Raw genomic sequence first — 25,834 nt, 5'->3', positions numbered from 1 at the left:
ATGGTGCCGGCGTCAGTACGCCTCCCGCAAGCCGGAGGGCGAGCTTTCCTCCCGGTCCTCGGCGTGCAGCAATCGCTCCACGGGCCTTCGGCCGAAGAGCCCGAAGACGACGGGCGTCAGCAGCGTGTCCAGCAAGGTGGAACTGATCAGCCCGCCGAAGATCACCACCGCCACCGGATGCAGGATTTCCTTGCCCGGCGCATCGGCCGCCAGCAAGAGCGGCGTGAGCGCAAAGGCCGCCACCAGCGCGGTCATGAGCACGGGCGTCAGCCGCTCCAGCGAGCCGCGCACGATCATCGGCTGACCGAAAGTCTCGCCCTCGAACTTGCAGAGATTGATGTAGTGGCTGATCTTCAGGATGCCGTTGCGCGTGGCAATGCCCGCCAGCGTGATGAAGCCGACCATCGAGGCCACGGAAAGGCTCACGCCCGCGAGCCACATCGCCACCACGCTGCCGATGAGCGCGAGCGGGATGTTGGCCATGACGATGCCGGCCAGCACGGCGGACTTGTAGCGTGCGTACAGCACCAGGAAGATCATCGCGAGCGAGATCAGCGACAGCCCCACGATGAGCTTCACGGCCTGCTCCTGCGCCTGGAACTGGCCTTCGAGGCTCACGAAGGTGCCCGGCGGCAGGTTGGTCTTCGCGATCACCGCGCGGATGTCCGCGATCACGCGGCCCATGTCGGAGCCGTCGGTGTTCGCGTACACCACGATGCGCCGCCGGCCGTTCTCGCGCCCGATCTGGTTCGGGCCGTCGGTTTCCTCGACCGTCGCGATGGCGGATACGGGAAGCCGCCCCGCGGGCGTGTCGATCAGCGTCGCGGCCAGGTCCTGCGGGCTGCGCCGGCCATCGGGCAGGCGCAGCACGAGGTCGTAGCGCCGCGGGCCGTCGACGATCTGCGCGCCATGCGCGCCATCGGTCAGCGCCTGCAGGATGCGGATCGCCTCGCCGGGCGAGAGGCCCGTCTGGGCGAGCTTGCGCTGGTCTAGGCGCACGGTGATCTGCGGGATCAGCACCTGCTTTTCCACCGTCAGGTCGACCAGCCCCGGCACGCCTGCGAGCCCCTGGCGCATCTGCTCGCCCAGGCCGCGCAGCGTGTCGGTGTCGTCGCCGAAGATCTTCAGCGCGATCTGGGCGCGGACACCGGACAGCAGGTGGTCCAGCCGGTGCGAGATCGGCTGGCCGACCGCGACCTGCGCGGGCAGCACCGCAAGCCGCGCCCGGATGTCGGCCATCACTGCCTCGCGGCCGCGCGCCGACCGTTTCAGATCCACGTCGATCTCGGCCGAATGCACGCCTTCGGCATGCTCGTCGAGCTCGGCGCGGCCGGTGCGCCGGCCGACCTGCGTCACCTCGGGCACTTCGGCGATCAGCGTCTCGGCCAGCGCGCCCATGCGGTTGGCCTCGGCCAGCGCCGTGCCGGGATTGAAGACCATGCCCAGCACCAGCGAGCCTTCGTTGAAGGCCGGCAGGAAGGCGCGGGGAAAGAACGGCACGCTGGCGGCGGCCGCCGCGACCGCCAGCGCGGCGATGGCGATCAGCAGCTTCGCGCGTCCGAACGACCAGGCCAGCACCTTTTCATCCCAGTGCTTGAGGCGCGCGACCAGCGGGCTGTCGCCATGGTCGAGACGCTTCATCTTCGGCAGCAGGTAGTGGCACAGCACCGGCGTGACGGTCATCGACACCAGCATCGAGGCCAGGATGGACACGATGTAGGCAATGCCCAAGGGCGAGAACAACCGCCCCTCGATGCCCGGCAGCGCGAAGAGCGGCACGAACACCAGCACGACGATCACCGTGGCATACACGATGCCCGAGCGCACCTCCACGCTGGCCCGGCGCACCACTTCCATGGTGGACAAGGGATTGCCCGCCGCGCGGTTCTGCCTGAGCCTTCGCACGATGTTCTCGACGTCGACCACCGCGTCGTCGACCAGCTCCCCGATGGCAATGGCCAGGCCGCCGAGCGTCATCACGTTGATCGATTGCCCGAGCAGCTTGAAGGCCAGCGCCGTGACCGCCAGCGACAAGGGAATCGCGACCAGCGAAATGACCGTGGTGCGCGCCGAGAGCAGGAACGCGAACAGCACGATGGCCACCATGATGGCGCCGTCGCGCAAGGCCTCGCTCACGTTGCCGATCGACGATTCGATGAAGTCCGCCTGCCGGAACAGCACCCTGGGCGGTGCCAGGCCGGGCGGCAGGCCCTGCTTGAGTTCACCCAGGGCGGTCTCGATGGCACCGGTGAGCTGCACGGTGTCGGCCGCGGGCTGCTTCTGCACGCTCACGATCACAGCGGGCGCGCCGTTGTAGCCGGCGTCGCCGCGCTTCATGGCCGCTGCATAGCGCACCTCGGCCACCTGGCTCAGCAGGATGGCGCGGCCGTCCTTCCAGGCCACGGCGATGCCCTGCAGGTCTTCCACGCGGTTGGTGCGCGCGATGTGCCGGATCAGGTATTCGCGGCTGTTGAGGTCGATGAAGCCGCCGCCCGCATTGCCGGCGAAGCCGCGCAGCGCCTGCTCCACCTGCGTGAGCGAGACGCCGAACTGCGCCATGCGCGCGGTGTCGGGCTCCACGCGCAGCTGCCGCACGTCGCCGCCGATCGGGATCACCTGCGACACGCCGGCAATCGACAGCAGCCGCGGCCGCAGCACGAAGTCGGCGTACTCGCGCGCCCGCATCGGGTCGGCGGCGGCCGTGCCCTCTCCCGCCGACAGCGGCAATGCGATCAGCATCACCTCGCCCATGATCGAGGAGACCGGGCCCATGACCGGCGCGATGCCCGCGGGCAGCTGCTCGCGCACCTGCGCCAGCCGCTCGGCCACGAGCTGGCGGTTGCGGTACACATCGGTGCCCCAGTCGAATTCCGCATACACGATGGAAAGGCCCACGCCCGATGTCGAGCGCACGCGGGTCACGCCCGGCATGCCGTTGAGCGCCGTCTCCAGCGGAAAGGTCACGAGCTGCTCGACCTCCTCGGGCGCCATGCCGCCGGCTTCGGTCAGCACCGTGACCAATGGCTTGTTGAGGTCGGGGAACACATCGACCGGCGTGCGCCATGCCGTGATGGCGCCGTAGACCAGCAGCAGCAGCGCAATCGCCAGCACGAACAGGCGGTTGTGCAGGCTGTTTCGAACGATCCAGTTGAACATGTGGCGCGGCCCCGTTCAGCGGATCTGCGCGATCAGCGGTGCGCCTTGCACCACCACGCGGTTGTCGGCGCCCAGGCCCTGGGTCACGATCACCGTGGCGGCATCGAGCGCGCGGTATTGCACCGGCTGCGGGATGTAGCGCTCGGCGCCCGACTTGATCCAGACGATCGGCTCGTTCGAGCTGTTGCGCACCACGGCCTGCGCAGGCAGCACGAAGCCCTTGATGCGCTCGTTGAGCGAGGCGACGACCGTGACCGGCTGTCCGACTGCCACGGGCATCGGTGTGCCCGCCTTCTCGGCCTGCGCGCGGAAGCTGAGCGGCAGCACGCCGTCGCGCAGGGAACGCGCGGCACCAAGCAGCTTGAGCTTCACGCCGGGGATGCCCTGCAGGAAGGCGTCGCCGACGCGCGCCGGCAGCGCCGGGTCGGCGGTCGTTGCTTCGACCAGCACGCGGCTCGGGTCGATCACTTCGAACAGCACGTCGCGCGCTTCGACGATCTGCCCGGCGACCGCATCGGCGCGCGCGATGACGCCCGCGACGGGTGCCGCCAATGCCTCGCGCGAGGCCAGGCTGGCGCCGATGCTCTTCTCACGCGCCGAGAGGCTCTCGAACTCGGCCCGGGCCGCTTCGATCTCCTTGCGCGGCACGGTGCCTTCGAGCGACTGCAAGCGCTGCACGCGCTTTGCGGCCAGCTCGCGGTTGCTGCGCAGTTCGGCCAACTGCGATTGCTGGCTCGCCAGCGCGTAAGGCTCGGCATGGTGCTGCACATAGGCGAGCACCTCGCCGCGCTGCACGGCCTGCCCCGCCACCGGCAGGCCCGCAGGGCCCGGGATGATGCGGCCGCCATGCGCCGGCTGCACGCGCCCGCCGGCGTTGGGGTCCATCACGATGCGGCCCGGGAGCTCCACGGTGGCGCGGGCTTCGCTCTCGCTCGCGATCGCCGTGCGGATTGCCATGCGCCGCTGCGCCAGCATCGGAACCTGCACGCTGCCGTCCGGCAGCCGGGCCAGGCCGGAGGCGCCCCCGCTGCTCGGCGCATCCAGGTGCTCGCCGTTCGGGCCGTGGGCGCCTGGCGCGGCGGATGCGATGCCGAAGGCGGCGAGGCTCAGGACGATGGCGATGCCCATGGCCCTGCGCTGATGGCTGCGCGCCCGCAGGCGCAGCGCGTAAAGAGGCACCTGTTTCATCGCGCGCCCCCAGTCGGTGCCGCGGTGCGCGCGCCCGGCCGGCGGCTCAAGGCGTAGGCCAGGAGACCCAGCGCGACGAGCGCCACCGCCAGCCATGCCGTCACCGGAATCCCGTCTTCATGGGAATGCGCGCCGGCGCCTTCGCTCGTGAGCGTGCCTTCCAGCAGGTCGGATTCGGCGCCCGCGACGATGGTGACGACCACCGCATGCGCACCGGGTGCCTTCAACGCCTTGAGAAACGCCGCGTCGTCCACCGCGTAGTCGCCCATGTCCGCATGGAACTTCGCAGGCGCCTTCAGTGCGCCGGTCTCGATCTCGACCTTCGCGTCCAGCACGGGCTCGTTGGTCTCGAAGCGGTTGATCAGCATCGAGAACTCGTCCTCGCGCAAGGTGCCGACCAGTTCGAAGGACTCCGAACTGGCCTCCATGCGCGGCGCCTTGCTGGTGCCGGTGGCCGCCTGGGCGGGACCATCGAGGTGCTCGCCGTTCGGCCCATGGGCGCCCGGCGATGCGGTGGCGGCGCTGGCTGCCCAGAGCAGGACAAGGAGTGCGGCGAGCGGCAGCAGCAGGCGATGCCATCCGCGCTGCAGGGTGGTTGACAGGTCGATCATGGAAGAAGTCCGAGTGCTTGTTGGAGTTGGGCGTGGGCGAGGCCCAGCGCGGCTTGCTGGCGCGCGAATGCCGCATCGGCCTGCGCGGCCGCGTTCGCGGCGCGCAGCAGGTCGGGCAGCGATGTTTCGCCGGCCTTGAACGAGGCGTCGATGAGCTGGGCGCGCTCCCGCAGCAGCGCTGCGCGGTCGCGGATGCCGTCGAGTTGTTGCGCCGCGCTCTGCAGCGCACTTTGCGCCAGGACCAGGTCGGCGTCCTGCCGCTCGCGCAAACGCTGCTCGGTGGCCTCGGCCACGTCGAGCTCGCCGATGGCCGCCGCCTGCAACGGCGCATTGCGGCTCTCGGTGCCGAACGGAATCCGAAGGCCGATGCCGATGCCGCGTTGCGCTGCTTCGCTGAAGCCCGGCGATTCCTCTCGGTATTTCACCGAGAGCTCGAGCGGGTCGCGGCGCGACAGGTTGACCGCATCGAGCCGCTTGCGTGCGCGCTCGACCGCCTGGGCGGCCAGGCGCAGCTCGGGGTGCTCGTCGGTGCGCGGCGCCGCTTCAGGAAGCGTGGCGGTGGCCGGAACCTGCATCCGGGGGGCCGCCTCGAGGCCGGTCAGCGTCCGCCATTGGGCGCGGGCCGCCTGCAACCGTTGGTCGCCCTCGCTCCGAGCGGACTTGGCGTCCAGGAGTTCGGCGCGCGCGGCCAGGGCATCGGCTCTTGCGAGATCGCCGGCCTGGACGCGCCGCTGCACGTCGGCCGCAATGCCTTCGAGATAGCGTGCCTGCGCGGCCAGCGAGACGGCTTCGGCCTGGGCGGCCGAGAGCTTCCAGGCGGCCTCCCGCACCTGGCCGGCCACGCGCAGCCGCGCGGCCTGCGTTGCGGCATCGGCCAGCTTCGACTCGGCGTCGGCTGCTGCCGCGCGGGCATCGCGCTGGCCGGGCAGCCACAGAGGCCAGACAAGGCCGACCTCTGTTTCGCGGCGTCCCGCATTCGAATGCAGGCGGTCGTTGAGGTGGTTGAGCTCGACGGCGGGCGGCGCGGCCCAGAGGCTGGACGCTGCGCTCTGCTCGGCGCGTGCGCGTCGGGCCTGGGCGTCGGATTCCCGGGCCTGCACGGCGCGCTGCCAGGCCGCGTCGAAGGCCTGGGCGATGGTTGCTGCAGCGGGCGTTGCAACCGGGGAAGCGGCGGGCGCCTGCGCGGCTGCAGACGCGGCCGCCAGAAGCACGCATCCTGCAATGGCGCAGGGCACGAACCATGGAACGGGTTTCACAAGACTCCTGACTGGCGTGAGGCGAAAAGGGCGCTCGGATCACGCGCGCCGGGGCACGGGATCAGATGGCGGCTCTCGCCTGCATGAAAACGACCCACCCGCGCAAGCGCCGGGTGAGCGAGGACGTTTTCAGGCGGTCAGTCTGGGAGGTCGTCGAAGGCCGTCGAGATGCGGCCCGGGTCTTGGCAATTCGTTGGAGACCAGAGGCCGCGCGCCGGTGGCTGGCGCCAACGTGAACGACGTGGTCGCCCAAACCGCGGAGCTGCCCAGGCAACCATCGGCGACCACGTGCTGCAGCGATTCGTCGGAATCGTCCAGGGCGACCGATCCATCGTCGTGATGGTGGTGGGCTTCCTCTTGCCAATGCATCGCCGCGTGCGCAATCTCCTGCGCGTCCGCGAATGCGGTCGCCTGGCCGGCGATGGCAAAGGCCTGCCAGAAGAATGAGAGCAGCAGAAGAACGATTGCGAAGCGCCGACGCATCGGAGCAGTCTACCGGAAGCTTTCGGCCTGACTCGAATGCCCGTGCGCCGGACGGGTTTCCTGCGGGCCGGGAAGGCGCGAACGAGGCGCTCCCGCACTGCTTTTACTTTCTCAGGAATTTCATGTGAACAACGTCCGGTGCCGCGACCGTTTTCACCAGCGCGAGGCCACGCAGGGCCTCGGCGTCGTCGAACAGACGCTCGCCACCGCCGAGCAGGATCGGCGCCAGGTGAAGCTGCATTTCGTCGACCAGGCCGGCCTTCAGGTATTGCTGCGCAGCGCGTGCGCCGCCCGCCAGCGCCACGTCGCTGCCGCCCGCCGCGCGGCGGGCCTGGTCCAGTGCGCTCTCGATGCCGTCGGTCACGAAGCTGAAGCTCGTGCCGCCTTCCATGACCAACGGGTCGCGCGCGTGATGCGTCAGCACGAACACCGGGTGATGGAACGGCGGATTGCGGCCCCACCAGCCGTCCCAGGGGGCGGTGGTGCTCCACGGTCCCGGGCCACCGCCGAACATGTTGCGGCCCATGATGGTCGCGCCGATGCCGGCAAGCTCTTCCTCCACCACCGGCGTGCTCTCGTTCACCACGCCGCCCTCCATGCCGTGTGGACGCCGCCAGGCCGCGAGCGGGAACACCCACTCGTGCAATTGCTCGCCGCCAATGCCGAGCGGTTCCCGCAAGCCCTGGTCCGGACCGGCGACGAAACCGTCCAGCGACATCGAGATCCTGAATCGAAGCCTTGACATGCTGCGTCTCCTGCAGGGTGGCCGAAGAGGGCGAGTCTAGGAACTGCAGGGCCGCGCGGCAATGCCAATGAAGCCGCGGTTTCTGCCAGGGACGCGCCGCCCCTGGCAATATACGAAACATATATAATTCAAGCATATTTCATATAGAGGCAAGCGATGGGCATCGTGAAAATTTCGGACCTGATGCATGAGAACCTGCGGGTGGCGGGCAACGCGCTGAGCAGGTCCATCAATGCGCAGGCAGAGCACTGGATGCGGGTCGGCATGCTGACCGAGATGCATCCGGAACTGGACTACCGGGAAGTCTGCCAGCTGCTGATCCAAGCTGAACTCGCGGGCGGCCTGGACATTGCCACGGCCGTCACCAGCCAGCCCGGCAAGCCCCGCGGATCCGCGACGGGAAAACACTAGTGGCGCACGGCGTTCCCATCAAGCCCGTCGAGGAACTTGCGATGGCGCGGCGCGCCGGCAGGCTTGCCGCGGAGGTTCTCGCCATGATCGAGCCCTACGTGGTGCCCGGAGTGAGCACGGAGACGCTCGACCGGATCTGCCACGACCACATCGTGAACGTGCAGGGCGCCATTCCCGCCAACGTGGGCTACCAGGGCTATCCCAAGACCATCCTCACCTCGGTCAACCAGGTGGTCTGTCATGGCATCCCGTCCCCGGCCAAGATCCTGAAGAAGGGCGACATCGTCAACATCGATGTCGCCGTCATCAAGGACGGCTGGTTCGGCGACACCAGCCGCATGTACTTCGTCGGAGCGCCCAGCGTGCTGGCTCGGCGCCTGGTGGAGACGACCTACGAAGCAATGCTGGCCGGAATCCGGCAGGTCAGGCCCGGAGCGACCCTGGGTGATATCGGCCACGCGATCCAGTCGGTCGCCCACCGCGAGCAATTCAGCGTGGTGCGCGAATACTGCGGGCACGGCATCGGCCGGATCTACCACGACGAACCGCAGGTGCTGCACTACGGGCAGCGCGGGGAAGGGCTCGCGCTGGAACCGGGGATGGTCTTCACCATCGAGCCGATGCTCAACGCTGGCAGGCGCGAGACCCGGCAATTGCCCGACGGGTGGACCGTCGTGACCAAGGACCGGTCGCTGTCTGCCCAGTGGGAACACATGGTGGCCGTCACGCCCGAGGGATATGAAGTGCTGACGGCCTGGCCGGAAAGTACGGGCGGCTACGCGCCAAGCGCCTCGGGCACCGGCCCCACATAGCGCCCGCGCGGGCGGATCACCTGCGCCGTGCCCAGCTGTTCCAGGCTGTGCGCCAGCAGCCCGACGCTGCGTGCGGTGGCGAACAGGCCAAAGGCCGCATCGGCAGGCAGCCGATGGTGAGCGGCCATGGCGGCCAGCGCGACGTCGATGTTGGGCTGCAAGCCGGTCAGCTTGGTCACCTTTGCGATGAAGCGCGCGATCACCTTGGGCGGTTCGAACAGGGCCAGCAGCGCGGCCGCGCGCGGGTCGCCGTCGGGGTAGAGGTGATGGCCGAACCCGGCCAGCGGCAAGCCGTTCGAGAGATGGTGGGCCAGCACCTGGTCTTCCCCCAGCCGTTCCACCTCGCTGAAGAGCGCGCGGACGCGGCCCGAGGCATCGCCGTGCAAGGGACCGGAGAGCGTGGTCAATCCGGCCAGCAGGCATGCGGGCAGCGAGGCGCCCGTCGAAGCGGCAATGCGCGCGGCAAAGGCTGAACTGGTCAGTTCGTGATCGGCCAGCAGCACCAGGGCCGTTCGCAGCAGATCGGCCACCTTGGCAGGCTGCTTCCATCCTTTCGCAAAGCGCAGATGCAGCGCTTCATGGCCCGGTGACGCGCCGAACGCGTTGGCCAGCCGGCCCACCAGGTCCTGGCCTTCGGCATGCAGCACCCGGGTCAGGCGCCCACCGGTGGAATGACCGGCGGCCGCCAGGCTGGCCAAGGCGGTGAAGGCCGCGCCTCGCCCCGGCTTGCCGGAACGCAGGGACGTCATGCAAGTGAAATCGACGGCATGTTCGGCGCCCCACAACAGTTGCGCCGCATCTTCCAGCGTGGCGGTCCGGGCCATGCGCACGGCATCCCGGCCGCGGTAGTACGGCCGCCCGCGGGAGAACGCGCACAGCGCCGTGGGAATGCTGGGCTCCGACCCGAACAGCGTGTTGGCGGCCACCGTCTCGTGCTTGCGGCCGGCCTGCTTGCGCTTGGCCAGGCCGGCCACGTCCTCGGCGCGGTAGAGCCTGCGCCGGGTGTCGGCCGGGTCGGGCATGACCTCGAGCTTGCCGCGGCTCACGTAGGCGTAGATCGTCTGGGGCTGCACGCCCAGCAGCTTGCACGCCTCGGTCATTGAAATCCAGGAAGCCATGGGCAGGTTGAGCGAGTGAGTTTCTATTGATTATATGTATCAAGATTGACCTATATATCAATCTATCAATAGCATCCGCCCAACATATGAAACCCCAAGTCCTTCAACTCAATCCGATCCTGATCCCCGCGATCAACGACAAGCTCGCCTCGCTCTACGCCGTGCACAAGCACTTCGAGTTGACCGATCCAGAGGGCTGGCTGCGTGAGCATGGCGCGTCGATCGACGCCGTGATCACCGGTGGGCACACCGGCATTTCGCGCGCGATGCTGGAGCAGTTGCCCAGCCTGAAGGTGGTGGCCGTCAATGGCGTCGGCACCGACGCCGTGGACCTGGCGTACTGCCGGGAGCGCGGCCTGCCCGTCACCGCAACGCTGGGTGCGCTCACCGAAGACGTGGCCGACCTCGCCATTGGCTTGCTGATCGCGGCCTGCCGCAACCTGTGTGCGGGCGACCGTTTCGTGCGGGACGGCCAATGGGAGCGCCATCCCCAGCCGAGCGCCATTCCGCTTGCCCGCCGCTTCAGCGGCATGCGCATCGGCATCGTCGGAATGGGCCGGGTGGGCCGCGCCGTCGCGGTGCGGGCGGCTGCCTTCGGTTGCCCCATCCGCTACACCGACCTGCACGCGATGGAAGATGTCGCGTACCGCTTCATGCCGAGCCTGGTGGACCTGGCGCGCGAATCGGATGCGCTGGTGCTGTGCGCCGCCGCGGACCGGGCCGAAGGCATCGTCGACGCGGCCGTGCTCGACGCGCTGGGCCCGCGCGGCTTCCTGGTCAACGTGGCGCGCGGCCGGCTCGTCAACGAAGCCGACCTCACGCAAGCGCTGGTTGAGGGCCGCATTGCGGGCGCGGGGCTGGACGTGTTCGTCGACGAACCGCGCGTGCCGCCGGCGCTGCGCCAGTCCGAGCGCGTGACCCTGCAGGCCCATCGCGCCAGCGCCACCTGGGAGACCCGCACCGCCATGGCCGAGATGGTGCTGGCCAGCGTCGCCCAGGCCTTGGCCGGCGAGCGACCGGCCATGAGCCTGACCACCTGAGCATCCGCCTTCGCGGCGCAGCGGCCGCACATCAAACCTATAAATGGAGACATCCTTGTTCATTCGACGCCTTGCCATTCCCCTGGCCCTTGCCCTTTGCGCCATCCAGGCGCCGGGCTTCGCACAGACTTTTCCTTCGCGCCCCGTCACGCTGGTGGTCCCGTTCCCGCCGGGCGGCGGGACGGACACCGGCGGCCGCGTTATCGCCGAGCAGTTGGGCCGGCGCTGGGGCCAGCCTGTGATCGTGGAGAACAAGGGCGGCGCCGCCGGGCAGATCGGCACCGACTTCGTCGCCAAGTCCAGGCCGGACGGCTACACGCTGCTGCTGGGCAACATCGGGACGCAGGCGATCAATCCCCTGCTGTATCCGAAGCTGCCCTACGACGCCGACAGGGCCTTTGCGCCCGTCTCATTGGTGGCCGAGCTGCCGCTGGCGATGATGGTGAATCCATCGGTCCCTGCGAAGACAGCGGCCGAATTCATCGCACTGGCCAAGGCCAGGCCGGGCCAGATGAGCTACAGCAGTTCGGGCGCCGGCGGCGCGCCGCACCTGGCGGCCGAGATGTTCAAGGACCAGGCGGGTGCCTTCATTCTGCATGTGCCTTACCGCGGCGGCGGGCCGGCCATCGCCGACCTGCTCGCGGGCCATGTGCAGCTGTCGTTCATGACCGTGCTCGAGGCCTCCGGCCACATCAAGGCGGGCAAGCTGCGTGCGCTGGCTGTGACGGGCGACAAGCGCGTGCCGGCGTTTCCCGAAGTGCCCACGCTCGCCGAAAGCGTGGCACCCGGCTTCAACGCGATCTCATGGATCGGCCTGCTCGCACCGGCGGGCACGCCGCCCGAGGTGGTGGAGAAGATCGCCGCCGACCTGCGCGCCGTGCTGGCCGACGAATCGGTGAAAGCACGCTTCGTGGGGCTGGGCGGTGTGCCGCGCGCCACATCGCCGCAGGAGTTCGCGCGGCTGATCGAGGACGACAAGCGCCGCTACGCCCAGATCATCCGCAGCCGCAAGATCACCATCGAGTGAGCGCGGCGAGCAGGCCTTTCACAAGAGACGACAGACCCACCCCAAGAGGAGACATCCGTGCAGCTCACATCCCTGATCAAGATCCTTGCAGTCTCGGCGTCGCTCGCCGCGATGCCGATCGCCGCATCGGCCGAGGCGGCCTATCCGGCGCGCGCCATCAAGATCATCGTGCCCGCCCCGCCGGGCGGCGCCATCGACACCATCGCCCGCGTCGTCGGGGACAAGCTCGCGGTGTCGATGAGCCAGCCGGTGATCGTCGACAACAGGCCCGGCGCTTCCAACAACCTGGGCACCGACGTTCTCGCCAAGTCGGCGCCCGACGGCTACACGATCGGCATCGTGGGCGGCAGCCACAACATCAACAAGTTCCTGTTCAAGAACCTCGGCTGGGATCCGGAAAAAAGCTTCGAGCCCATCGTCTACAGCCACGAGGTTCCGCTGGTGTTCGCCATCTACCCGCAGCTTCCGGCCAGGACGCTGCCCGAGCTGGTGGCGTGGATGAAGGCGCATCCGGACGAGGCCAAGGTTGCGACCTCCGGCCGCGGCAGCGCGCAGGAAATGGCGGCCGAGATGTTCCGCATGGCCAGCGGCGCGCCGATGCTGCTGGTGCCCTACAAGGGTTCGTCCGCCGCGCACCCGGACCTGCTGGCCGGACGCACCGCGCTCTTCATCGACACCATCAGTGCCATCCAGCCGCAGGTGAAGGCCGGCAACGTGCGCGCGGTGGCGGTGTCGACGCGCAAGCGGACGAGCTCGCTGCCCGAAGTGCCGACCGCGGACGAGCAGGGATTGAAGGGCTACGACGCCAACACGAACGGCGGCTTCCTGGCGCCGGCCGGAACGCCCAAGGCCGTCATCGCCAAGCTGAACGCCGAGATCAACGCGGCGCTCAAGCTGCCCGACGTGCGGGCCAAGCTGGAGGCTGCCGGCATCGAGGTACAGGGCGGCACGCCGCAGGCGTATGCCGCACTGATCAAGTCCGACCTTGCCAAGTGGGGCAAGGTGGTGAAGGAGGCGGGGATCCAGGCGGAGTGAGGGCGGGTGGGGGTCGCGTGTCTCTCGCCGTGAGCGGCCGGAAGCGCGATCGATTGCTCTTGCCGGAACCATGTGCTGCATCGTGCCGAAAGTTGGGCAACCGATCAGGCAGGTCGGCTGTGACTTTCGCCGTTGCTCCGGCCAGCGACGCTGCGCAAGATGTCGATGAAACTGCCCGGCATGGCGCTGGCCTCCGCTTCATCCCACACCAGCCCGATCGCGCCAAAATTGCTGGGTGCGCTCAAGTTCAGGCGATGGACCCTGCCTTGTCGATGCAACTCGCGGGCGACCTGACCTGCCAGTGCGGCGACGTCGTTGCTGTGCTCCAGGAGCGGCGGCGCCGTCGGCCGGTGTCAGCCTGGTGGCCAGCAGGCGCAGCGCCCGTTCTATGGATTCGGCCTGCGCCGCATCGGCCTCGGCCGAAGGTGCTTCGGTCGCGATGACCTGTGCCTCGGCGTTGCACAGCCAGCGCTGCGTCCAGTTGTCCCGCCGCAACCGGTCGATCGCCGGTCGCTACGACGGTATTGACCCGCCCGGGGATTCATGCCGATTGTTGATCATCGAGGGCCTGCCGGCGGGAACCTCTGCCTACTACGAATTGTTGCGCGCAAGCGCCCTGCGCGGTGGCGCGACCATCTCTCGCATGCTGGCCCAGCGGATCGAGCAGAGCATCGGGCGGGGTGCTCGAGGGTCAGGCGATCATTGCGTCGTGCTACTGATGGGGTCGGACCTTGCGGGGTGGGTTGCCAAGGATGCGAACTTCAAGCTGCTCACCAGTGCAACGCGGGCCCAACTGGACATGGCTCGACAGTGAGCAAGGCGGTGAAGAACCTCAAGGATCTCGCGACCACCATCGGCAAGAGCTTCGATCGGGATTCCGCTTGGGTCGAATAGAACGCCGAGACCTTGGCGGAAGAGGTCGAATGGTGTGGCATCGAAGTTGGGTGCGTTGGCGAATGCAAGCTCGGTCACGCGAACCAGCATACGGAGCAGGGCTCATTTCGCGCCAGGTTAGCGAGCCTCACTGCAGACGCATCGACCTATTTTTTCAGTGGAAGCTTCAAATCTATCGAGCATGCAGCGCTTCCCGCAGCGCGTCCCAAAGGAACTGCGCCGGCGATCCCAAAGTCACATCGCGCCGGCGGATGAGGTAGACGGTGCGCTCGATGCGCGGCCCCTCGAGCGCGAGGCTCGCCAGGTGCGCGCCGGCCGCCATGGCGAGGGCTGGCAGCACGGTGACCACGTCGCCGCGCTCGACATGGCCCATCAGCGTCGAGAGTGAATCCACCTCGTCGAACCACGGCAGGGAAATGCCCTCCGCCCGCAGCACGCCGTCGATCTGCTGGCGCGTGGCGCTGCCGGGGTTGAAGCTCAGCACCTTCCAGCGCGCCAGTTCGCGCCACTGCAGGGTCTTGCGATCCGCCAATGGATGATCGGCTGCGCAGACCGCCCGATAGGCGTCCTGTGCGACAGGTTCCGCCACCAGTTCCTCATTGGACTCCCAGAGCGGCGTCAACCCGAACTCGACCTCACGCTCCAGGACCGCACGACGGACCTGAGCGCCGTGGCTGTCGCGCAGGCTGATGCGGACCTCGGGATACCGTGCATGGAAATGCTGCAGCGCGAGCGGGAACACCGACTGCGCGAGTGTGGCAATGCAGCCCACCGACAGCCGGCCCTGGCGCCCGGCCGCTACATCCGAGGCATCCACGAGGCAACCGTCCACCATCTCCAGCAGGGGCGCCATGCGCTCTACGAGGCGTTGCCCCAGCGAGGTCAGCCCCATGGAACGGGTGGTCCGCTCCACAAGACGCCCGCCAATCGCATCTTCCACCTTGGCGATGCGGCGGCTCAAGGCCGAGGGTGTCAGCGCCAAGACCTGGGCGGCTTCGGTGAAGGAGCCGCAGTGTGCCAGTACGCACAAGGCCTGCAGGTCAGGGAAGTCGACGTTGATGCGCATGACGCACAAATTATCCATTTCTTTGCGATTTACGCCAAAGACCGCGGGCAGGAGGATCGAGGTTTCTTCAGTCGCCCCTCGCCACCCCTTATGTCGTCCGTCACCTTGCGATCCATCGGCAGTTTCCACGTGGGCGGGCATGGCCGCCGTCTGGCGGGGCTGCCAATGCAACATCGGCGCACGGTGCCCGGTGGCGCGCCGCGCATAGTGGACCCCAACGGCGACTACGTGGTCGGCCAGATGTATGCGCAGGAATACCGCCTCGCCGCGCCTCGGCATGCCTTGCCTGTGCTGCTATGGCACGGAGGCGGCATGACCGGCTGTCACTGGGAAAGTACCCCGGACGGACGCACCGGCTGGCTCTGGCGTTTCCTCGAGGCCGGCTTCGACGTCTTCGTCACGGATGCAGCGGAGCGCGGCCGGGCCTCGTGGGCGCCCTGGCCGCAGATTTATGCAGAGGCGCCACTGTTTCGCACGAAGCAAGAGGCATGGCACATGTTTCGTATCGGCCCGCAGGAGGGCTACGACAGCGAACCGGGGCGTCGCTGTCCGTTTGTGAGCCAGCAGTTCCCGGTGCAGGCTTTCGACAATTTCGCGCAGCAATGGGTCCCCCGCTGGGTCGACCACGAGGAGATGGCGCAGACCGCCTACGATGCGCTCATCGAACGGGTGGGGCCCTGCATCATCGTGGCGCACAGTCAGGGCGGCGGCTACGCCATCGCCGCGGCGCAGCGCCATCCCCGCCAGGTGCGCGCCGTGGTGGCGATTGAGCCCGCTGGCACCTGCGGGAACGCGGCCGGGGCGCCGCAGCCGCACCTCGCAGTCTGGGGCGATTACTTGCTGAAGCCCGAGCATCCCGTCTGGGCGGGCTACCGCTCGGCAGCCGACAGCTACTGGCACGACGCATTCCTTGCCGGCCAGCCCTACGCCACGCTGGATTTGCCCGCACACGGTATCCATGGCAACTCGCATTTCCCCATGCTGGACCAGAACAGCGACCAAGTCTTCAGCGAGGTCCTGCACTGGCTGGAGGCCCAGCGCCTGAACTGGTAGGTCCCGGCACGGCCGGACGCGCAATTCATTAACCAACGAGACATTGACATGCAAACCTCCAAACGCTTGACTCTTTCGCGCATCGCCGCGCTCACCATAGCCGCAGGCCTTGCCGCCGCCGGCAGCGCGCCCGCGCTCGCCCAGGGCGATGCGGCCAGCTATCCCAACCGGCCTGTCCGGCTGATCGTGTCTTACGGCGCGGGAGGCTCGCTCGATGCCATGACGCGTCTGCTCGGCCAGGAGCTCGGCAAGGTGCTGGGCCAAAGCTTCGTGATCGAGAACATCGCGGGCGCGGGCGGCACCATCGGGGTCAAGCGCGTCATTGGCGCCGCGCCGGACGGCTATACCTTGCTCATGGGCATCACCTCGGACGTGGCGTTGGCGCCGCTGACTAACGCTACGGCCAGGTACCAGATCGCCGACCTGACACCCGTTACTAATATCGGCACCAGCGGCATCGTGCTGATTGGCCGACCCGACCTGCCCGCCAACAACCTGGCCGAACTGATCCAACTGGCCAGGGCCCGGCCCGGACAGATCAGCTATGGCACCTCTGGCAGCGGCTCGCTGCCCCACGTGGCCATGGAAAACATCAAGGCGCGCGCCGGCCTCGACATTCCATTGGTGCCTTACAAGAGCGCTTCCAACATCACCACCGACGTGCTGGGTGGTCATATCGATCTCGCCATCGTCGGCTTGCCCGCGCTGCTGCCCATGATTGAGCAGAAGAAGGTCAAGGCCTTGGCGGTGCTGAGCAAGAAGCGCGACCTCGGCAACAAAGCCATCCCATCAGCGGGAGAAACGCCGGGACTCCAGGACATCGACTTCGCGTTCTGGACCGGAATGTTCGCGCCAAAGGGTACGCCGCCGGCCATTGTGGCGAAGATGCACGAGGCCGTTGCCGCAGTGCTCAAGCAGCCCGCGGTGGTCGAGCAATTCGCCAAGATGGGCGTGGAGATCGCACCACCGCACAGCGTGAAGGACTTCGAGGCGTATGTGCAGAACAGCCAGCGCCAGCTTCGGGAGGCAGTCAAGCGTGGCAGGATAAGCGCAAGCAGCGAGTAGTGCTGTGCGCCTCTCTGTTGTGTACTTACGAAGCCGCGACCGTGGACCGCTTTGGCGCGTGTGACCGTTGTCAAGATGGCCATGCGCCACTACGGGCTGTGGGCCGCTTCCCGCTGCCCGTAGTGGCGCCGCCTGCCGCGGCACGATTGCCGTCGGCGAGCAGCCCATCGACCAGTTCTCTCACCTTGGAATCAAGCCTCTCGAAGAGAGCTTCCCGAGCTATTCAAGGAACTTCAACGGTCAGGAACAACTGTCGGAACGGAAGGATCTTTGCTTGAAGTCGGCACCTTGTCTTATAGACCGAAGAGGGAAAGGTGACGGCCGTGCGCTATTTGGACTAGGACGCGTCATCAATTCAGCACGGACGGTGCGGCATGCATGGGCACCATGCTCGCCTGCATGGCGGTGTAGCTGCCGCTGCGCCTCAGCACACGTTGGTGGATGTGCGTGCGGGTGATCCACGAGTTGCCCGTCGATTCGTTCAGCACCTCGGTCATCACCGCCGGGTCCAGCCCGCAGTGGGTACCGATCGCCAGGCCCTCGGCCGTGGCGGTGAGCGTCAATGCCGTGACGAGGTTGTTCAGGCACTTCATGGTGTGGGCCGCGCCCATCCCGCTAGGCTTCCAATCACGCCCTGGGCGTGCTGGGCCAGCGGAGCAAAGAAAGTCACCGTGGTTTCACGGAGATTGCTGGCCGGGGTCGATCGGACTAATCTCGGCATCCGAGCCGCCCGCCGGCCGGAGGTGCCCCATCATGCAAACGGTGAATCCCGAAGTGACCACGGAAGTGCTGCAGGCATTTGCCGATGCGTGGAATCGGCACGATGTCGATGCGCTCATGTCGTTCATGACACCCGACTGTGTCTTCGAAGCCTCCGCCGGCGCCGAGGCCTGCGGCGCCCGATACGTCGGCGGCGTGGCGGTGCGGGCTGCCTTTGCGGAGGTCTGGGCCGTCTTTCCCGATGCCCACTGGGGGAACGCGCGCCATTTCGTCCATGGGGACCGCGGCGTGTCGGAGTGGACGTTCACGGGCACACGCACGGACGGAGCCCGCGTCGAGGTGCAAGGCTGCGATCTGTTCACTTTTCGCGCTGGCAAGATTCTTCTGAAGAACTCCTATCGCAAGAACCGTCCGCCCGTTGCGGCGCCGACGCGGTGACGCTTGCTTGCCCCGGAATCAGCTCGCGTCGAATCATGACAGCGAACGCCCTGCGCTTCATTCTCTTGCTGCTGCTGGCGCTGCTCGTCGGCACGACGTTCGGCATCTGGGCTGGCTACAACCCGGCTGCGCTCTCGGCGTCGGCCTACGTCGAACAGCAGCAGAACGCGATCCGGTCGCTCAACACCTTGCTGCCCGCCATCGGCGCGGTGTGCATCGTGCTCACCATCTGGCTTGCGATCCTGGCGAAGGATGATGCGCGCGCCCGCTACCTGCTGGTAGCCGCTGCCGTCTGCCTGCTGGCCGCCGCATTGGTCACGCGCTTCGGCAACCAGCCGATCAATGCGATCGTCATGACCTGGAACCCGCAGAGTCCGCCGGCGGAGTGGGCGCAGCTGCGCGACGCTTGGTGGCGATGGCACATGGTGCGCGCATCGGCCGGGATTGCCAGCCTCGGCCTGACCCTGCTCGCGGTGCTTGGTGGCCGCAGGCGTTGAAGCCATGGCCGTGCCGGGCTGGACTCCGTGGCGGTTTCACTCGACCGGGCACGCACATGCCTCGCGGTCTCGCCAGAGGGCCTAAAGGGTAGGCCCTTGAATCACGCGCCCTGGCTCGTCACCTTGTGGACCAGCCAGCCAAAGCCGGTAAAGACCGCGCCGATGACACCCGCCATGAGCGTGCCGCCCCACAGTTCAAACCAATCGTCGAGCAACAGGTCGCGCGGGTCGGAGGGCTGGAAGAACACACCGACGGATTCGCCGACCTCGTAGCGCGGCGTGCCGCTGCTGCTCGACGACGTGAAGTCGATGAGCGCGCCGGACGGTGCCCGGAACTGCACGCGCGGCCGCCAGGTGCCGTCGGGGTTGCTCTTGCTGCTGCTTCGCACGTGTTCCAGGTCCATCACCTCGCCCTCGGCGCGATCGGCCGATGCGATGAAAGCGAGCCGCTGGTAGAACAGAAATCCCGACAGTGTGAGCAGCGCAATGCCGATGAGCGAAAGAACAAACTTGGCGCAGGTTTCGATCTTCATTCGATGAGGGGTGCGGACACTCCGGTTTTCTGCGCCGGGAAAGACGCATGCAATTATGCGGGTCGCAGCGAGCGGCCCGCCTCAGCCTCCCGCATGCGTGGCCAGCTGGCGAGCCAGCGGTTCACGAGCCCTGCGGCCCGCCCCCGCATCCACGCGCTCCGCAAGCACCCGGGTCAGCTGGTCCAGCTGGGTTGCGCTGAGGCCCACGTTCATGCTGATGCGCATGTGGGACTGGAGCTGGGATTCGGCGCCCGCAAGCGCCGACAGCATCCCGACCGTCGCCAGCTCGCGGCTCGGCCAGTCAAGGTTGTCCCGCTCGAACACATCGCCGAAGAGATGCGTCTTCAGGTATTCGTCGATGGCCGGCGCGAAATCGAACAATGCGCCCTTGACCGGCCCACCGGCGAGCTTCGTCTGGTGACTGCCGGGCCGGGCCCGCGCTAGCAATGGCCCGGACGCGGCCTACCACCGGTGGGTATAGCTGGCCGTCAACACGGCGCCCGCCGCGGGCAGGCGGCTGTTGTTGCTGCCGCTGCGAATCAGCTGGCTGTACAGCGGCAGGTAATAGCGATTGAACAGGTTCTGGATGCCGACGGTGATGTAGCGCTTGGAATCCAGGTTGTAGCGGCCCACCACGTCGACCGAGTAATAGCTCTTCACGTCGGCGCGGGCGAACTGCGTCCGGCCGTCGGCCAGCCGGTAGTCGCGCGCACCGAACCAGGTGAGCTGCGTGCGCACGCTCCAGCGATCGCCGGGCTTGTACTGCACGTAGCCCGTGACCTTCACCGGCGGAATCCGGTAGCCGGTCATGATCTGGTCGCGCAGCGCGTCCTGCGGCGTCTCGCGGCCTTCCATCCAAGTCAGCGTGCCGCCGGCGGACCAGGCCTTGCCGTAGTGGTCCACGGTGGCCTCAAGCCCATGGATGCGCTCACGGGTGCGCAGCAGGCGCAAGCCGTTGTTGAAGGACTGCACCGCACCCAGGTCGGAGCGTGAATGGAAGATCGCAAGCGATGCCGCGGTATTGCCGGAACTGCCGCGCCAGCCGAGCTCGTAGTTGTCCGTCTTGACCGGCTCCAGATCGGACGCGCCGATGTTGAAGCGCGCACCCGCGTTGCGCAGCTGCAGGCCGACATCCGGCAGGTCGAAGCCCTGGCTGAACGAGGCGTAGAACTCCTGGCCCTTCGCCGGCTTGAAGGCGACGCCGGCGTTGTACAGCAAGGCGTCGTAGCTGAGCTTGCCGCCGCGAACGGTGGCCGGCCGGGCCAGCCTGGACTGCGACAGCGGCTGGAAATCATCGAAGCTGGCCTGCGCCTTCTCGTAGCGCAGGCCGGCCTCCGCCGACCAGCGATCGCTGAAGCGGTGCTGCAGCTGTGCGAAGGCGCCGGCGCTCTGGGTCCGGGTCCAGGGCATGTAGATCTGCTGGCCGATCGTACGGAAGACCAGGCCCCCGCTGGCGTCGTAGAGGGCCGGGTTGAACACGTCGATCGGCATGTTGCTGCGCTCGCGAATGAAGTCCGCACCCCACACCACGCGCGAATCGCCACCGGCACCCAGCGGGGTGTCCACCGTCAGGCGACCGCCCGCCACCTTGTTGTTCTGCATCACCTGGTCCACATGGCCCCCCCGGTTGGGGTTGTTGCGCAAATCGGCTGGCGCGAAGCGGGTGAAGTTGTCGCGGCCATAGAGCATGGCCGATACCGAACTGCCGGCAAGATTCTTGTGCTCGTAGCTGGCACTCAGCAGCGTGTTCTCGACCTGGTTCTGCTCGTCGAGCACCAGGCCCTTGATGGCGCGCGCCGCGACGCTGCCCAGCGGCGCCCGGTTGACGCTCGGATCGCTGGCGTAGTCCGAGTGCTGGCGCGCACGCAGGTAGCTGGCCGCGAACTGCAGGCGCTGGTCGGCGTCGATGCGGATCCCCAGCTTGCCCCCCAGGCTGAAGGTGTTGGAATCGAACAGGTCGCCCTGGCTCGCGTCGGGGGCGATGCGGTCGCCATGGCCGTCGTAGGAGCCGCCGGTGCGGCGCGCGGAAAGATCCACCTCGTAGTCGATAACCTCGCCGCGGCCCGACATGTACTGCTGCACCTGTCCGCCCAGGCCGTTGCGGCTCAGGTGCGACAGCGAGGCATCGATGCCCACCGTGGTCTGCACCACCGGCTCGCCGCCCACCGGGCGCGTGGTGACCGAGACGATGCCGCCGCTGGCGCCGCTGCCGTACACCGCGTTGCTGCCGCGCAGCACCTCGAGCCGCTCGATGCGGCTGGGCTCGATGTTCACCAGGTTGCGCGAGGAATCCCGGTTCGTGTTGAGCGGAATGCCGTCCACCAGCACCAGCACATTGCGTCCGCGCAGCGTCTGGCCGAAGTCGCTCAGGTTGCGGCTGGAGTCGGACATGCCGGGCACGCTCTTGGTCAGCATGGCACCGAGGTTCGGGGAGGTGGCACGCAGGTCCTCCAGTTCCTCGCCCTCGATCACCGTGACCTGGCGGGTCGGGTGCATCAGGGAACCACCCAGGCGCTGGTCGGTGACGGCGACTTCCGGCAGCAACGACGCGCCGCTGGCGGCCGAAGCGCCCGCGCCGGAAGCGGCGGACGCACCGGATGAGGCCGTGCCGTCGCCGGTCTCGGTCCGCGCCCGGATCCGCAGGGCGCCGGCTGGCGACTCGTCGACCACCAGGCCGGAGCCCTCCAGGGCATGGCGCACCGCCTGCGCCGGCGGAAACGCGCCGTGGATGGCGCGTGCCCGCCGGCCGCCGAGCAATGCGGGGTCGGCCGTGATGGTTCGCCCGCTGTCCTGGCCGATGCGGGTCAGGGTGTCGGCCAACGGGCCTTCAGGGATGTCGAGCCGTACGGCGGCTGCAGCTGCTGCCGGCTCGGCGGCCCACGCGGCCGCGGGCCATGCCGCGCAGGCCAGCATGGCGGCGCAGGCCAGTCCGCGCAGCCGATGGCGGGAGCGCGGGAGAAGGGAAGGGGAGTGAATCATGAAAAGGGGCCTTTCGCTCTGTCTTGAAGACCTTGTGGAGCGAGACCGGAAAACCCCTCATCTTTTTTCGACGTCGATCGACACCAGCCAGGGTCCGAGCCGCTGCACCTGCAGCGGCAGCGTGTAGGCGAGGGCGGCCAGCGCATCGTCCACGTCGAGCCGGAAGATGCCGAACACCCGCAATGCCGCCGCCGGCCTGGACACCCGGATGAAGCCGGCGTGGTAGGCCCGCAGGGCGTCGACCGTCTCCCCGAGCGTCCAGTCCCGCACGGCGAGCATTCCGTCGCGCCAGGCGGCACGATCCGCGGCGCGGCCTGCGAGCGGCTGCAGCGCTTCGTTGGAGGCCGAAGCTCCCTCGCCGGCACGCAGTCGTATCGAGCGTCCGTCCGCGAGCTGCACCTGCAGGGCGCCGTCCATCGCGACCACCTCGGTGGCGGACGCGTGCGCGCGGCAGTGCACGCGGGCTCCCTCGCCAAGCACGCGGCAGTACGGCGTATCGATGGTCAGGACGGACGCGCTCATCGACGCGGCCGGCGTCGCGATCAGTGCGCCGGACCGCAGCCGCAACTGCGTTGCGCCGGAACGATGGAGCACATCGACCGCGGAACGGGCATCCAGAAGCACATCGGTGCCGTCGGCAAGGGCGAAGTTCTTTCGCTGGGCGGTGCCGGTGTGCAGGTCGGCCGTGAGCTCGCCGATCGGCGTGAGGCGGTCTGCCAGCAAGCCGGCCGTCGCGGCCGTGCCCGCGACCGCGAGCGCGCCTCGAAAGACGCGCCGGCGCCGCACCTTGTGAAGCGCCAGCACGGCCGCTTGCGCATGGGGCATGGCACCGCGTTCCCGAAAGGCCCGCACGGTCTCGAGTGGCGCCTCCAGCACGCCGCCGCTGACGCGGGCCCAGGCCGCCTGATTGTCCGGGTCGGAGGACAGCCAATGCTCGAAGGCTTGCCGCTCCCTCTCTCCGAAGCGGTTGGACTCCTGGCACACCCGCCAGTCCACGGCGGCATCCAGCGCCCGGTCGCGTGACGCGGAGGCCGTCACGGGGCGTGGCGCAAGCACTGCATCATGGCCCGCCGCATGTGGCGTTCGACCGTCGCCAGGGACACACCGAGCTGGCGCGCGATCTCGGGGTAGCTCAGCCCGTCCAGCCGCGAGAGAAGGAAGGCCGTGCGCACCGGTGCGGGCAGCGCGGAAAGGATGCGGTCGATCTGCTGGATCGCATCCATCAACTGCGCGTGCTCCTCCGGCGACAACGCCATCGCCTGGGGCATGTGCCGCAACGTGTCCAGGTAAGCCGCTTCCAGGTCGTGCCGTCGCCACAGCTGGAACAGCACGCGTTTGGCAATGGTCGTCAGGAACGCGCGCGCATCCTGGATCTCGGTGCGCCCACCGTTCTCGCTGAGCTGGACGAAGGTCTCCGACGTGACGTCCTCCGCATCGCTGCGATTGGGCAGCCGCCGCAGCAATCGGCCGAGCAGCCATGCATGGTGATCGCGGAAGACGGATTCCAGATCGGGCAGGACGGAAGCAGAAGACATCGGAGTTGATCTGAGCGCGACGGAGAAGGGGGGCCGCGCGTGGCGGCTGGGCGCGCTGGATTTTAATGAGAATTATTAGCTTTCAGGCAAAGCAAATCCTCGCGGCCGGCCGCATCGTCCCCGGCCCGCCAAGCCTAGGGGTTAGCCCCGCCCCGTCAACTCATGAGGTCATCATACCATCACGCCACTATATGACCCCTCAGGAGAAATTCGGTATGAAGACTTCCATCGCCCTCTTGGGCGCCGGCGGAAAAATGGGCGTTCGGCTCGCGAAGAACCTGCGCGACTCCCGCTTCGAGGTGCGCCACGTGGAGGTCAGCGACGTCGGGCGCCAGCGCCTGCGCGACGAACTGGGCGTGGAATGCGCGGACCCGGCGCGCGCGCTGGACAACGTGCAGGTGGTGATCCTCGCCATACCCGACACCGCCATCGGCAAGGTTGCCGCGCAGATCGCGCCGCAGCTCGCCCCCGGCACCATGGTGATGACGCTGGATGCGGCCGCGCCCTTTGCCGGCCACCTGCCGCAGCGGCCCGACCTGGCGTACTTCGTTGCCCACCCTTGCCACCCGCCGATCTTCAGCGACGCGCTGCACAAGAACGGCCAGCCCGACTTCTTCGGCGGCGCGCACGCACCGCAATCGGTGGTGAGCGCGCTCATGCAGGGCACGCCGGCCGACTTCGACCTGGGCGAGGAGATCGCCAGAACCATCTACGCGCCCATCCTGCGCTCGTACCGCGTCACGGTCGAGCAGATGGCGCTGCTGGAGCCCGGCCTGTCCGAGACCGTCTGCGCCACGCTGCTGGACACCATGCGCGAGGCCATGGACGCGGTGGTCGCACGCGGCGTGCCGCACGACTGCGCGCGCGATTTCCTGCTGGGCCACATGACCATCCTCGCGGCCGTGATCTTCAAGGAGATCCCCGGCGTGTTCTCCGATGCCTGCAACAAGGCCATCACCTTCGGCAAGCCGCGCCTGCTGCAGGACGACTGGCTCAAGGTGTTCGATCGCGAAGAGATCGCAAAGAGCATCGAGCGCATCACCTGAGCGCCCCCGCGCCGCAGGTTTTCCGGCACCCGCCGCAAAGCGCCGACACGGGCGCGCGGCCGCATCCACCCGATCGACAACCCCACGAGGAGACCACCGTGACCCATCGCTTCCGCTTTCGCCATACCTTGGCCGCGCCCCTGGCCGCCGCGCTCCTGACCCTGGCCGCCGCCACCGGCGCGCAGGCGCAGACCGTGCTCAAGATCGGCTACACGCCGGCGCAGGGCTCGCACTACTGGGTGGGCGCCACCACCTTCTGTGCCGAGATCGAGAAGGGCACGCAGGCGCGCTACAAGTGCCAGCAGTTCCCGAGCTCGGCGCTCGGCGGCGAGCGCGAGCAGATCGAGGCGGTGCAGCTCGGCACGCAGGACGCGGTGATCACCTCCACCGGCCCCGTGGGCAACTTCGTGCCCGAGATCAAGGTGGTGGACATCCCCTTTCTTTTTCGCGACTACGAACATGCGCGCAAGGTGTTCGACGGCCCGATCGGCCAGGACATGCTGACCAAGTTCCCAAGCAAGGGCCTGGTCGCGCTGGCCTGGACGGAGAACGGCTTTCGCCACCTCACCAACAGCAAGCGCCCGGTCCTCAAGCCGGAGGACACCAAGGGCCTGAAGGTGCGCACCATGGAGAACAAGGTGCACATGGACGGCTACCGCACCTTCGGCATGCAGCCCACGCCCATGTCCTTCCCCGAAGTGTTCGGCGCGCTGCAGCAGGGCACGGTGGACGGGCAGGAGAATCCCATTCCCATCATCACCACGGCCAAGTTCTCGCAGGTGCAGAAGCACCTTTCGCTCACCGGCCACGTGTACTCGCCCGCGCTGCTGCTGCTCACCCCGAAGGTCTGGAACAAGCTCAGCGACGCCGACAAGAAGGTGTTTGCCGAGGCCGCGCGCCTGAGCGTGGCCGCGCAGCGCAAGAAGGTCGACGAGGACGACGCCACCGGCGTGGCCCAGCTCGAGAAGGAGGGCATGCAGGTCGTGCGCAACGTCGACAAGAAAGCATTCCAGGATGCGCTCAAGCCCGCCTACGCCGCCTATGCGAAGGAATTCGGCGCCGACAACATCAAGAAGATCCAGGACGTGCACTGACGCCACCGGCCCCGCCGCGCCTACGTTCGCCA

At 67.9% G+C, this 25,834-nt stretch carries 24 protein-coding genes and 2 pseudogenes; 12 read left to right on the top strand and 14 right to left on the bottom strand.

Going from position 1 to position 25,834, the window contains the following annotated elements; translation table 11 throughout:
- Positions 1-12: 12 nt before the first annotated feature.
- The 6 genes from RZE77_RS32360 to RZE77_RS32335 all read right to left on the bottom strand — a co-directional run bounded on the left by RZE77_RS32360 (position 13) and on the right by RZE77_RS32335 (position 7,439).
- Positions 13-3,156, bottom strand: a complete 3,144-nt coding sequence (locus RZE77_RS32360) for an efflux RND transporter permease subunit (protein WP_319442764.1) — start codon at positions 3,154-3,156, stop codon at positions 13-15.
- A 15-nt stretch (positions 3,157-3,171) separates the two neighbouring features.
- Positions 3,172-4,284 (bottom strand): efflux RND transporter periplasmic adaptor subunit, encoded by a 1,113-nt coding sequence (locus tag RZE77_RS32355; protein WP_319443451.1) that lies wholly within the window; start codon positions 4,282-4,284, stop codon positions 3,172-3,174.
- 56 nt (positions 4,285-4,340) lie between these two features.
- Positions 4,341-4,955, bottom strand: coding sequence for a hypothetical protein (locus RZE77_RS32350; RefSeq protein ID WP_319442763.1), 615 nt, complete (start codon positions 4,953-4,955; stop codon positions 4,341-4,343).
- Positions 4,952-6,211, bottom strand: coding sequence for a TolC family protein (locus tag RZE77_RS32345; protein WP_319442762.1), 1,260 nt, complete (start codon positions 6,209-6,211; stop codon positions 4,952-4,954). Before RZE77_RS32345 ends, RZE77_RS32350 begins: the two co-directional genes overlap by 4 nt.
- A gap of 129 nt (positions 6,212-6,340) precedes the next feature.
- Positions 6,341-6,694, bottom strand: a complete 354-nt coding sequence (locus RZE77_RS32340; protein WP_319442761.1) for a hypothetical protein — start codon at positions 6,692-6,694, stop codon at positions 6,341-6,343.
- A 103-nt stretch (positions 6,695-6,797) separates the two neighbouring features.
- Entirely contained in the window at positions 6,798-7,439 is a 642-nt protein-coding gene (locus RZE77_RS32335; protein ID WP_319442760.1) for a dihydrofolate reductase family protein, read from the bottom strand.
- Between the two features lie 156 nt (positions 7,440-7,595).
- On the opposite strand from RZE77_RS32335, the gene RZE77_RS32330 reads away from it, so the two are divergent.
- Both RZE77_RS32330 and map read left to right on the top strand, forming a co-directional pair.
- Positions 7,596-7,850, top strand: a complete 255-nt coding sequence (locus tag RZE77_RS32330; protein WP_319434260.1) for a ParD-like family protein — start codon at positions 7,596-7,598, stop codon at positions 7,848-7,850.
- Positions 7,850-8,662 carry a type I methionyl aminopeptidase gene (gene map / locus RZE77_RS32325; RefSeq protein WP_319442759.1) on the top strand — a complete coding sequence of 271 codons (813 nt, stop codon included), beginning with the start codon at positions 7,850-7,852 and terminating at the stop codon, positions 8,660-8,662. The genes RZE77_RS32330 and map overlap by 1 nt, the downstream gene beginning before the upstream one ends.
- Here the strand turns inward: map and RZE77_RS32320 are convergent.
- The gene (locus RZE77_RS32320) at positions 8,626-9,780 is read right to left on the bottom strand and encodes a citrate synthase family protein (RefSeq protein WP_319442758.1); all 1,155 of its coding nucleotides are present in this window, start codon (positions 9,778-9,780) and stop codon (positions 8,626-8,628) included. The two genes, map and RZE77_RS32320, sit on opposite strands and share 37 nt — an antisense overlap.
- Before the next feature lie 86 nt (positions 9,781-9,866).
- Between RZE77_RS32320 and RZE77_RS32315 the strand changes: the two genes are divergently transcribed.
- From RZE77_RS32315 to RZE77_RS32300, 4 genes and pseudogenes are all read left to right on the top strand, one after another.
- The gene (locus RZE77_RS32315) at positions 9,867-10,820 is read left to right on the top strand and encodes a 2-hydroxyacid dehydrogenase (protein ID WP_319442757.1); all 954 of its coding nucleotides are present in this window, start codon (positions 9,867-9,869) and stop codon (positions 10,818-10,820) included.
- A gap of 43 nt (positions 10,821-10,863) precedes the next feature.
- On the top strand, positions 10,864-11,847 hold the full coding sequence (locus RZE77_RS32310) for a Bug family tripartite tricarboxylate transporter substrate binding protein (RefSeq protein ID WP_405547790.1): 984 nt from the start codon (positions 10,864-10,866) through the stop codon (positions 11,845-11,847).
- Between the two features lie 57 nt (positions 11,848-11,904).
- Positions 11,905-12,882 (top strand): Bug family tripartite tricarboxylate transporter substrate binding protein, encoded by a 978-nt coding sequence (locus RZE77_RS32305; protein WP_319442755.1) that lies wholly within the window; start codon positions 11,905-11,907, stop codon positions 12,880-12,882.
- Between the two features lie 505 nt (positions 12,883-13,387).
- A pseudogene (locus tag RZE77_RS32300) lies at positions 13,388-13,773 on the top strand (helicase); the annotation flags it as partial.
- Positions 13,774-13,948: 175 nt separating this feature from the next.
- Here the strand turns inward: RZE77_RS32300 and RZE77_RS32295 are convergent.
- Positions 13,949-14,842 carry a LysR family transcriptional regulator gene (locus RZE77_RS32295; protein WP_319442754.1) on the bottom strand — a complete coding sequence of 298 codons (894 nt, stop codon included), beginning with the start codon at positions 14,840-14,842 and terminating at the stop codon, positions 13,949-13,951.
- A 90-nt stretch (positions 14,843-14,932) separates the two neighbouring features.
- On the opposite strand from RZE77_RS32295, the gene RZE77_RS32290 reads away from it, so the two are divergent.
- Both RZE77_RS32290 and RZE77_RS32285 read left to right on the top strand, forming a co-directional pair.
- Positions 14,933-15,895, top strand: a complete 963-nt coding sequence (locus RZE77_RS32290; protein WP_319442753.1) for an alpha/beta hydrolase — start codon at positions 14,933-14,935, stop codon at positions 15,893-15,895.
- Between the two features lie 48 nt (positions 15,896-15,943).
- Positions 15,944-16,960, top strand: coding sequence for a Bug family tripartite tricarboxylate transporter substrate binding protein (locus tag RZE77_RS32285; RefSeq protein WP_319442752.1), 1,017 nt, complete (start codon positions 15,944-15,946; stop codon positions 16,958-16,960).
- Positions 16,961-17,310: 350 nt separating this feature from the next.
- On the opposite strand, the gene RZE77_RS32280 is transcribed toward RZE77_RS32285, so the two are convergent.
- The gene (locus tag RZE77_RS32280; RefSeq protein WP_319442751.1) at positions 17,311-17,571 is read right to left on the bottom strand and encodes an NAD-binding protein; all 261 of its coding nucleotides are present in this window, start codon (positions 17,569-17,571) and stop codon (positions 17,311-17,313) included.
- A 142-nt stretch (positions 17,572-17,713) separates the two neighbouring features.
- Between RZE77_RS32280 and RZE77_RS32275 the strand changes: the two genes are divergently transcribed.
- Together RZE77_RS32275 and RZE77_RS32270 are read left to right on the top strand one after the other, a co-directional pair.
- On the top strand, positions 17,714-18,118 hold the full coding sequence (locus RZE77_RS32275; protein ID WP_319442750.1) for a nuclear transport factor 2 family protein: 405 nt from the start codon (positions 17,714-17,716) through the stop codon (positions 18,116-18,118).
- 35 nt (positions 18,119-18,153) lie between these two features.
- Complete coding sequence (locus RZE77_RS32270) at positions 18,154-18,615, top strand: DUF1772 domain-containing protein (protein WP_319442749.1); 462 nt, start codon at positions 18,154-18,156, stop codon at positions 18,613-18,615.
- A 101-nt stretch (positions 18,616-18,716) separates the two neighbouring features.
- Here the strand turns inward: RZE77_RS32270 and RZE77_RS32265 are convergent, their stop codons facing one another.
- The 5 genes and pseudogenes from RZE77_RS32265 to RZE77_RS32245 form a co-directional block, all read right to left on the bottom strand.
- A complete protein-coding gene (locus tag RZE77_RS32265) occupies positions 18,717-19,148 on the bottom strand; it encodes a DUF3592 domain-containing protein (protein WP_319442748.1) in 432 nt (143 codons plus the stop codon).
- A gap of 81 nt (positions 19,149-19,229) precedes the next feature.
- Positions 19,230-19,571: pseudogene (locus RZE77_RS32260) on the bottom strand (carboxymuconolactone decarboxylase family protein); the annotation flags it as partial.
- Positions 19,572-19,610: 39 nt separating this feature from the next.
- A complete protein-coding gene (locus RZE77_RS32255; RefSeq protein ID WP_319442747.1) occupies positions 19,611-22,127 on the bottom strand; it encodes a TonB-dependent receptor in 2,517 nt (838 codons plus the stop codon).
- A gap of 57 nt (positions 22,128-22,184) precedes the next feature.
- Positions 22,185-23,165 carry a DUF4880 domain-containing protein gene (locus RZE77_RS32250; protein WP_319442746.1) on the bottom strand — a complete coding sequence of 327 codons (981 nt, stop codon included), beginning with the start codon at positions 23,163-23,165 and terminating at the stop codon, positions 22,185-22,187.
- Positions 23,162-23,662 carry a sigma-70 family RNA polymerase sigma factor gene (locus RZE77_RS32245; protein ID WP_319442745.1) on the bottom strand — a complete coding sequence of 167 codons (501 nt, stop codon included), beginning with the start codon at positions 23,660-23,662 and terminating at the stop codon, positions 23,162-23,164. The genes RZE77_RS32250 and RZE77_RS32245 overlap by 4 nt, the downstream gene beginning before the upstream one ends.
- A 215-nt stretch (positions 23,663-23,877) precedes the next feature.
- Between RZE77_RS32245 and RZE77_RS32240 the strand changes: the two genes are divergently transcribed.
- Positions 23,878-24,708 (top strand): phosphogluconate dehydrogenase C-terminal domain-containing protein, encoded by an 831-nt coding sequence (locus RZE77_RS32240; protein WP_319442744.1) that lies wholly within the window; start codon positions 23,878-23,880, stop codon positions 24,706-24,708.
- 98 nt (positions 24,709-24,806) lie between these two features.
- Entirely contained in the window at positions 24,807-25,802 is a 996-nt protein-coding gene (locus RZE77_RS32235) for a TRAP transporter substrate-binding protein (protein WP_405547785.1), read from the top strand.
- The last annotated feature ends 32 nt before the right edge of the window (positions 25,803-25,834 follow it).

Origin of the sequence: Variovorax sp. SPNA7, assembly GCF_033807855.1 — a bacterium.
GTDB classification, from domain to species: Bacteria; Pseudomonadota; Gammaproteobacteria; order Burkholderiales; family Burkholderiaceae_C; genus Variovorax; species Variovorax beijingensis.
Note: the sequence above shows the minus strand (reverse complement) of the source record. Positions and strands in the feature narration are given on the sequence as shown.

Excerpts from the sequence above, each read along its gene's own strand:
- RZE77_RS32360 (WP_319442764.1), bottom strand. The coding sequence starts at position 3,156 with ATGTTCAACTGGATCGTTCGAAACAGCCTGCACAACCGCCTGTTCGTG.
- RZE77_RS32340 (WP_319442761.1), bottom strand. The coding sequence starts at position 6,694 with ATGCGTCGGCGCTTCGCAATCGTTCTTCTGCTGCTCTCATTCTTCTGG.
- RZE77_RS32265 (WP_319442748.1), bottom strand. The coding sequence starts at position 19,148 with ATGAAGATCGAAACCTGCGCCAAGTTTGTTCTTTCGCTCATCGGCATT.
- RZE77_RS32355 (WP_319443451.1), bottom strand. The coding sequence starts at position 4,284 with ATGGGCATCGCCATCGTCCTGAGCCTCGCCGCCTTCGGCATCGCATCC.
- RZE77_RS32310 (WP_405547790.1), top strand. The coding sequence starts at position 10,864 with ATGGAGACATCCTTGTTCATTCGACGCCTTGCCATTCCCCTGGCCCTT.
- RZE77_RS32330 (WP_319434260.1), top strand. The coding sequence starts at position 7,596 with ATGGGCATCGTGAAAATTTCGGACCTGATGCATGAGAACCTGCGGGTG.
- RZE77_RS32295 (WP_319442754.1), bottom strand. The coding sequence starts at position 14,842 with ATGCGCATCAACGTCGACTTCCCTGACCTGCAGGCCTTGTGCGTACTG.
- RZE77_RS32245 (WP_319442745.1), bottom strand. The coding sequence starts at position 23,662 with ATGTCTTCTGCTTCCGTCCTGCCCGATCTGGAATCCGTCTTCCGCGAT.
- RZE77_RS32275 (WP_319442750.1), top strand. The coding sequence starts at position 17,714 with ATGCAAACGGTGAATCCCGAAGTGACCACGGAAGTGCTGCAGGCATTT.
- RZE77_RS32255 (WP_319442747.1), bottom strand. The coding sequence starts at position 22,127 with ATGATTCACTCCCCTTCCCTTCTCCCGCGCTCCCGCCATCGGCTGCGC.
- RZE77_RS32270 (WP_319442749.1), top strand. The coding sequence starts at position 18,154 with ATGACAGCGAACGCCCTGCGCTTCATTCTCTTGCTGCTGCTGGCGCTG.
- RZE77_RS32285 (WP_319442752.1), top strand. The coding sequence starts at position 15,944 with ATGCAAACCTCCAAACGCTTGACTCTTTCGCGCATCGCCGCGCTCACC.
- RZE77_RS32350 (WP_319442763.1), bottom strand. The coding sequence starts at position 4,955 with ATGATCGACCTGTCAACCACCCTGCAGCGCGGATGGCATCGCCTGCTG.
- RZE77_RS32240 (WP_319442744.1), top strand. The coding sequence starts at position 23,878 with ATGAAGACTTCCATCGCCCTCTTGGGCGCCGGCGGAAAAATGGGCGTT.
- RZE77_RS32335 (WP_319442760.1), bottom strand. The coding sequence starts at position 7,439 with ATGTCAAGGCTTCGATTCAGGATCTCGATGTCGCTGGACGGTTTCGTC.
- RZE77_RS32280 (WP_319442751.1), bottom strand. The coding sequence starts at position 17,571 with ATGGGCGCGGCCCACACCATGAAGTGCCTGAACAACCTCGTCACGGCA.
- RZE77_RS32320 (WP_319442758.1), bottom strand. The coding sequence starts at position 9,780 with ATGGCTTCCTGGATTTCAATGACCGAGGCGTGCAAGCTGCTGGGCGTG.
- RZE77_RS32290 (WP_319442753.1), top strand. The coding sequence starts at position 14,933 with ATGTCGTCCGTCACCTTGCGATCCATCGGCAGTTTCCACGTGGGCGGG.
- RZE77_RS32315 (WP_319442757.1), top strand. The coding sequence starts at position 9,867 with ATGAAACCCCAAGTCCTTCAACTCAATCCGATCCTGATCCCCGCGATC.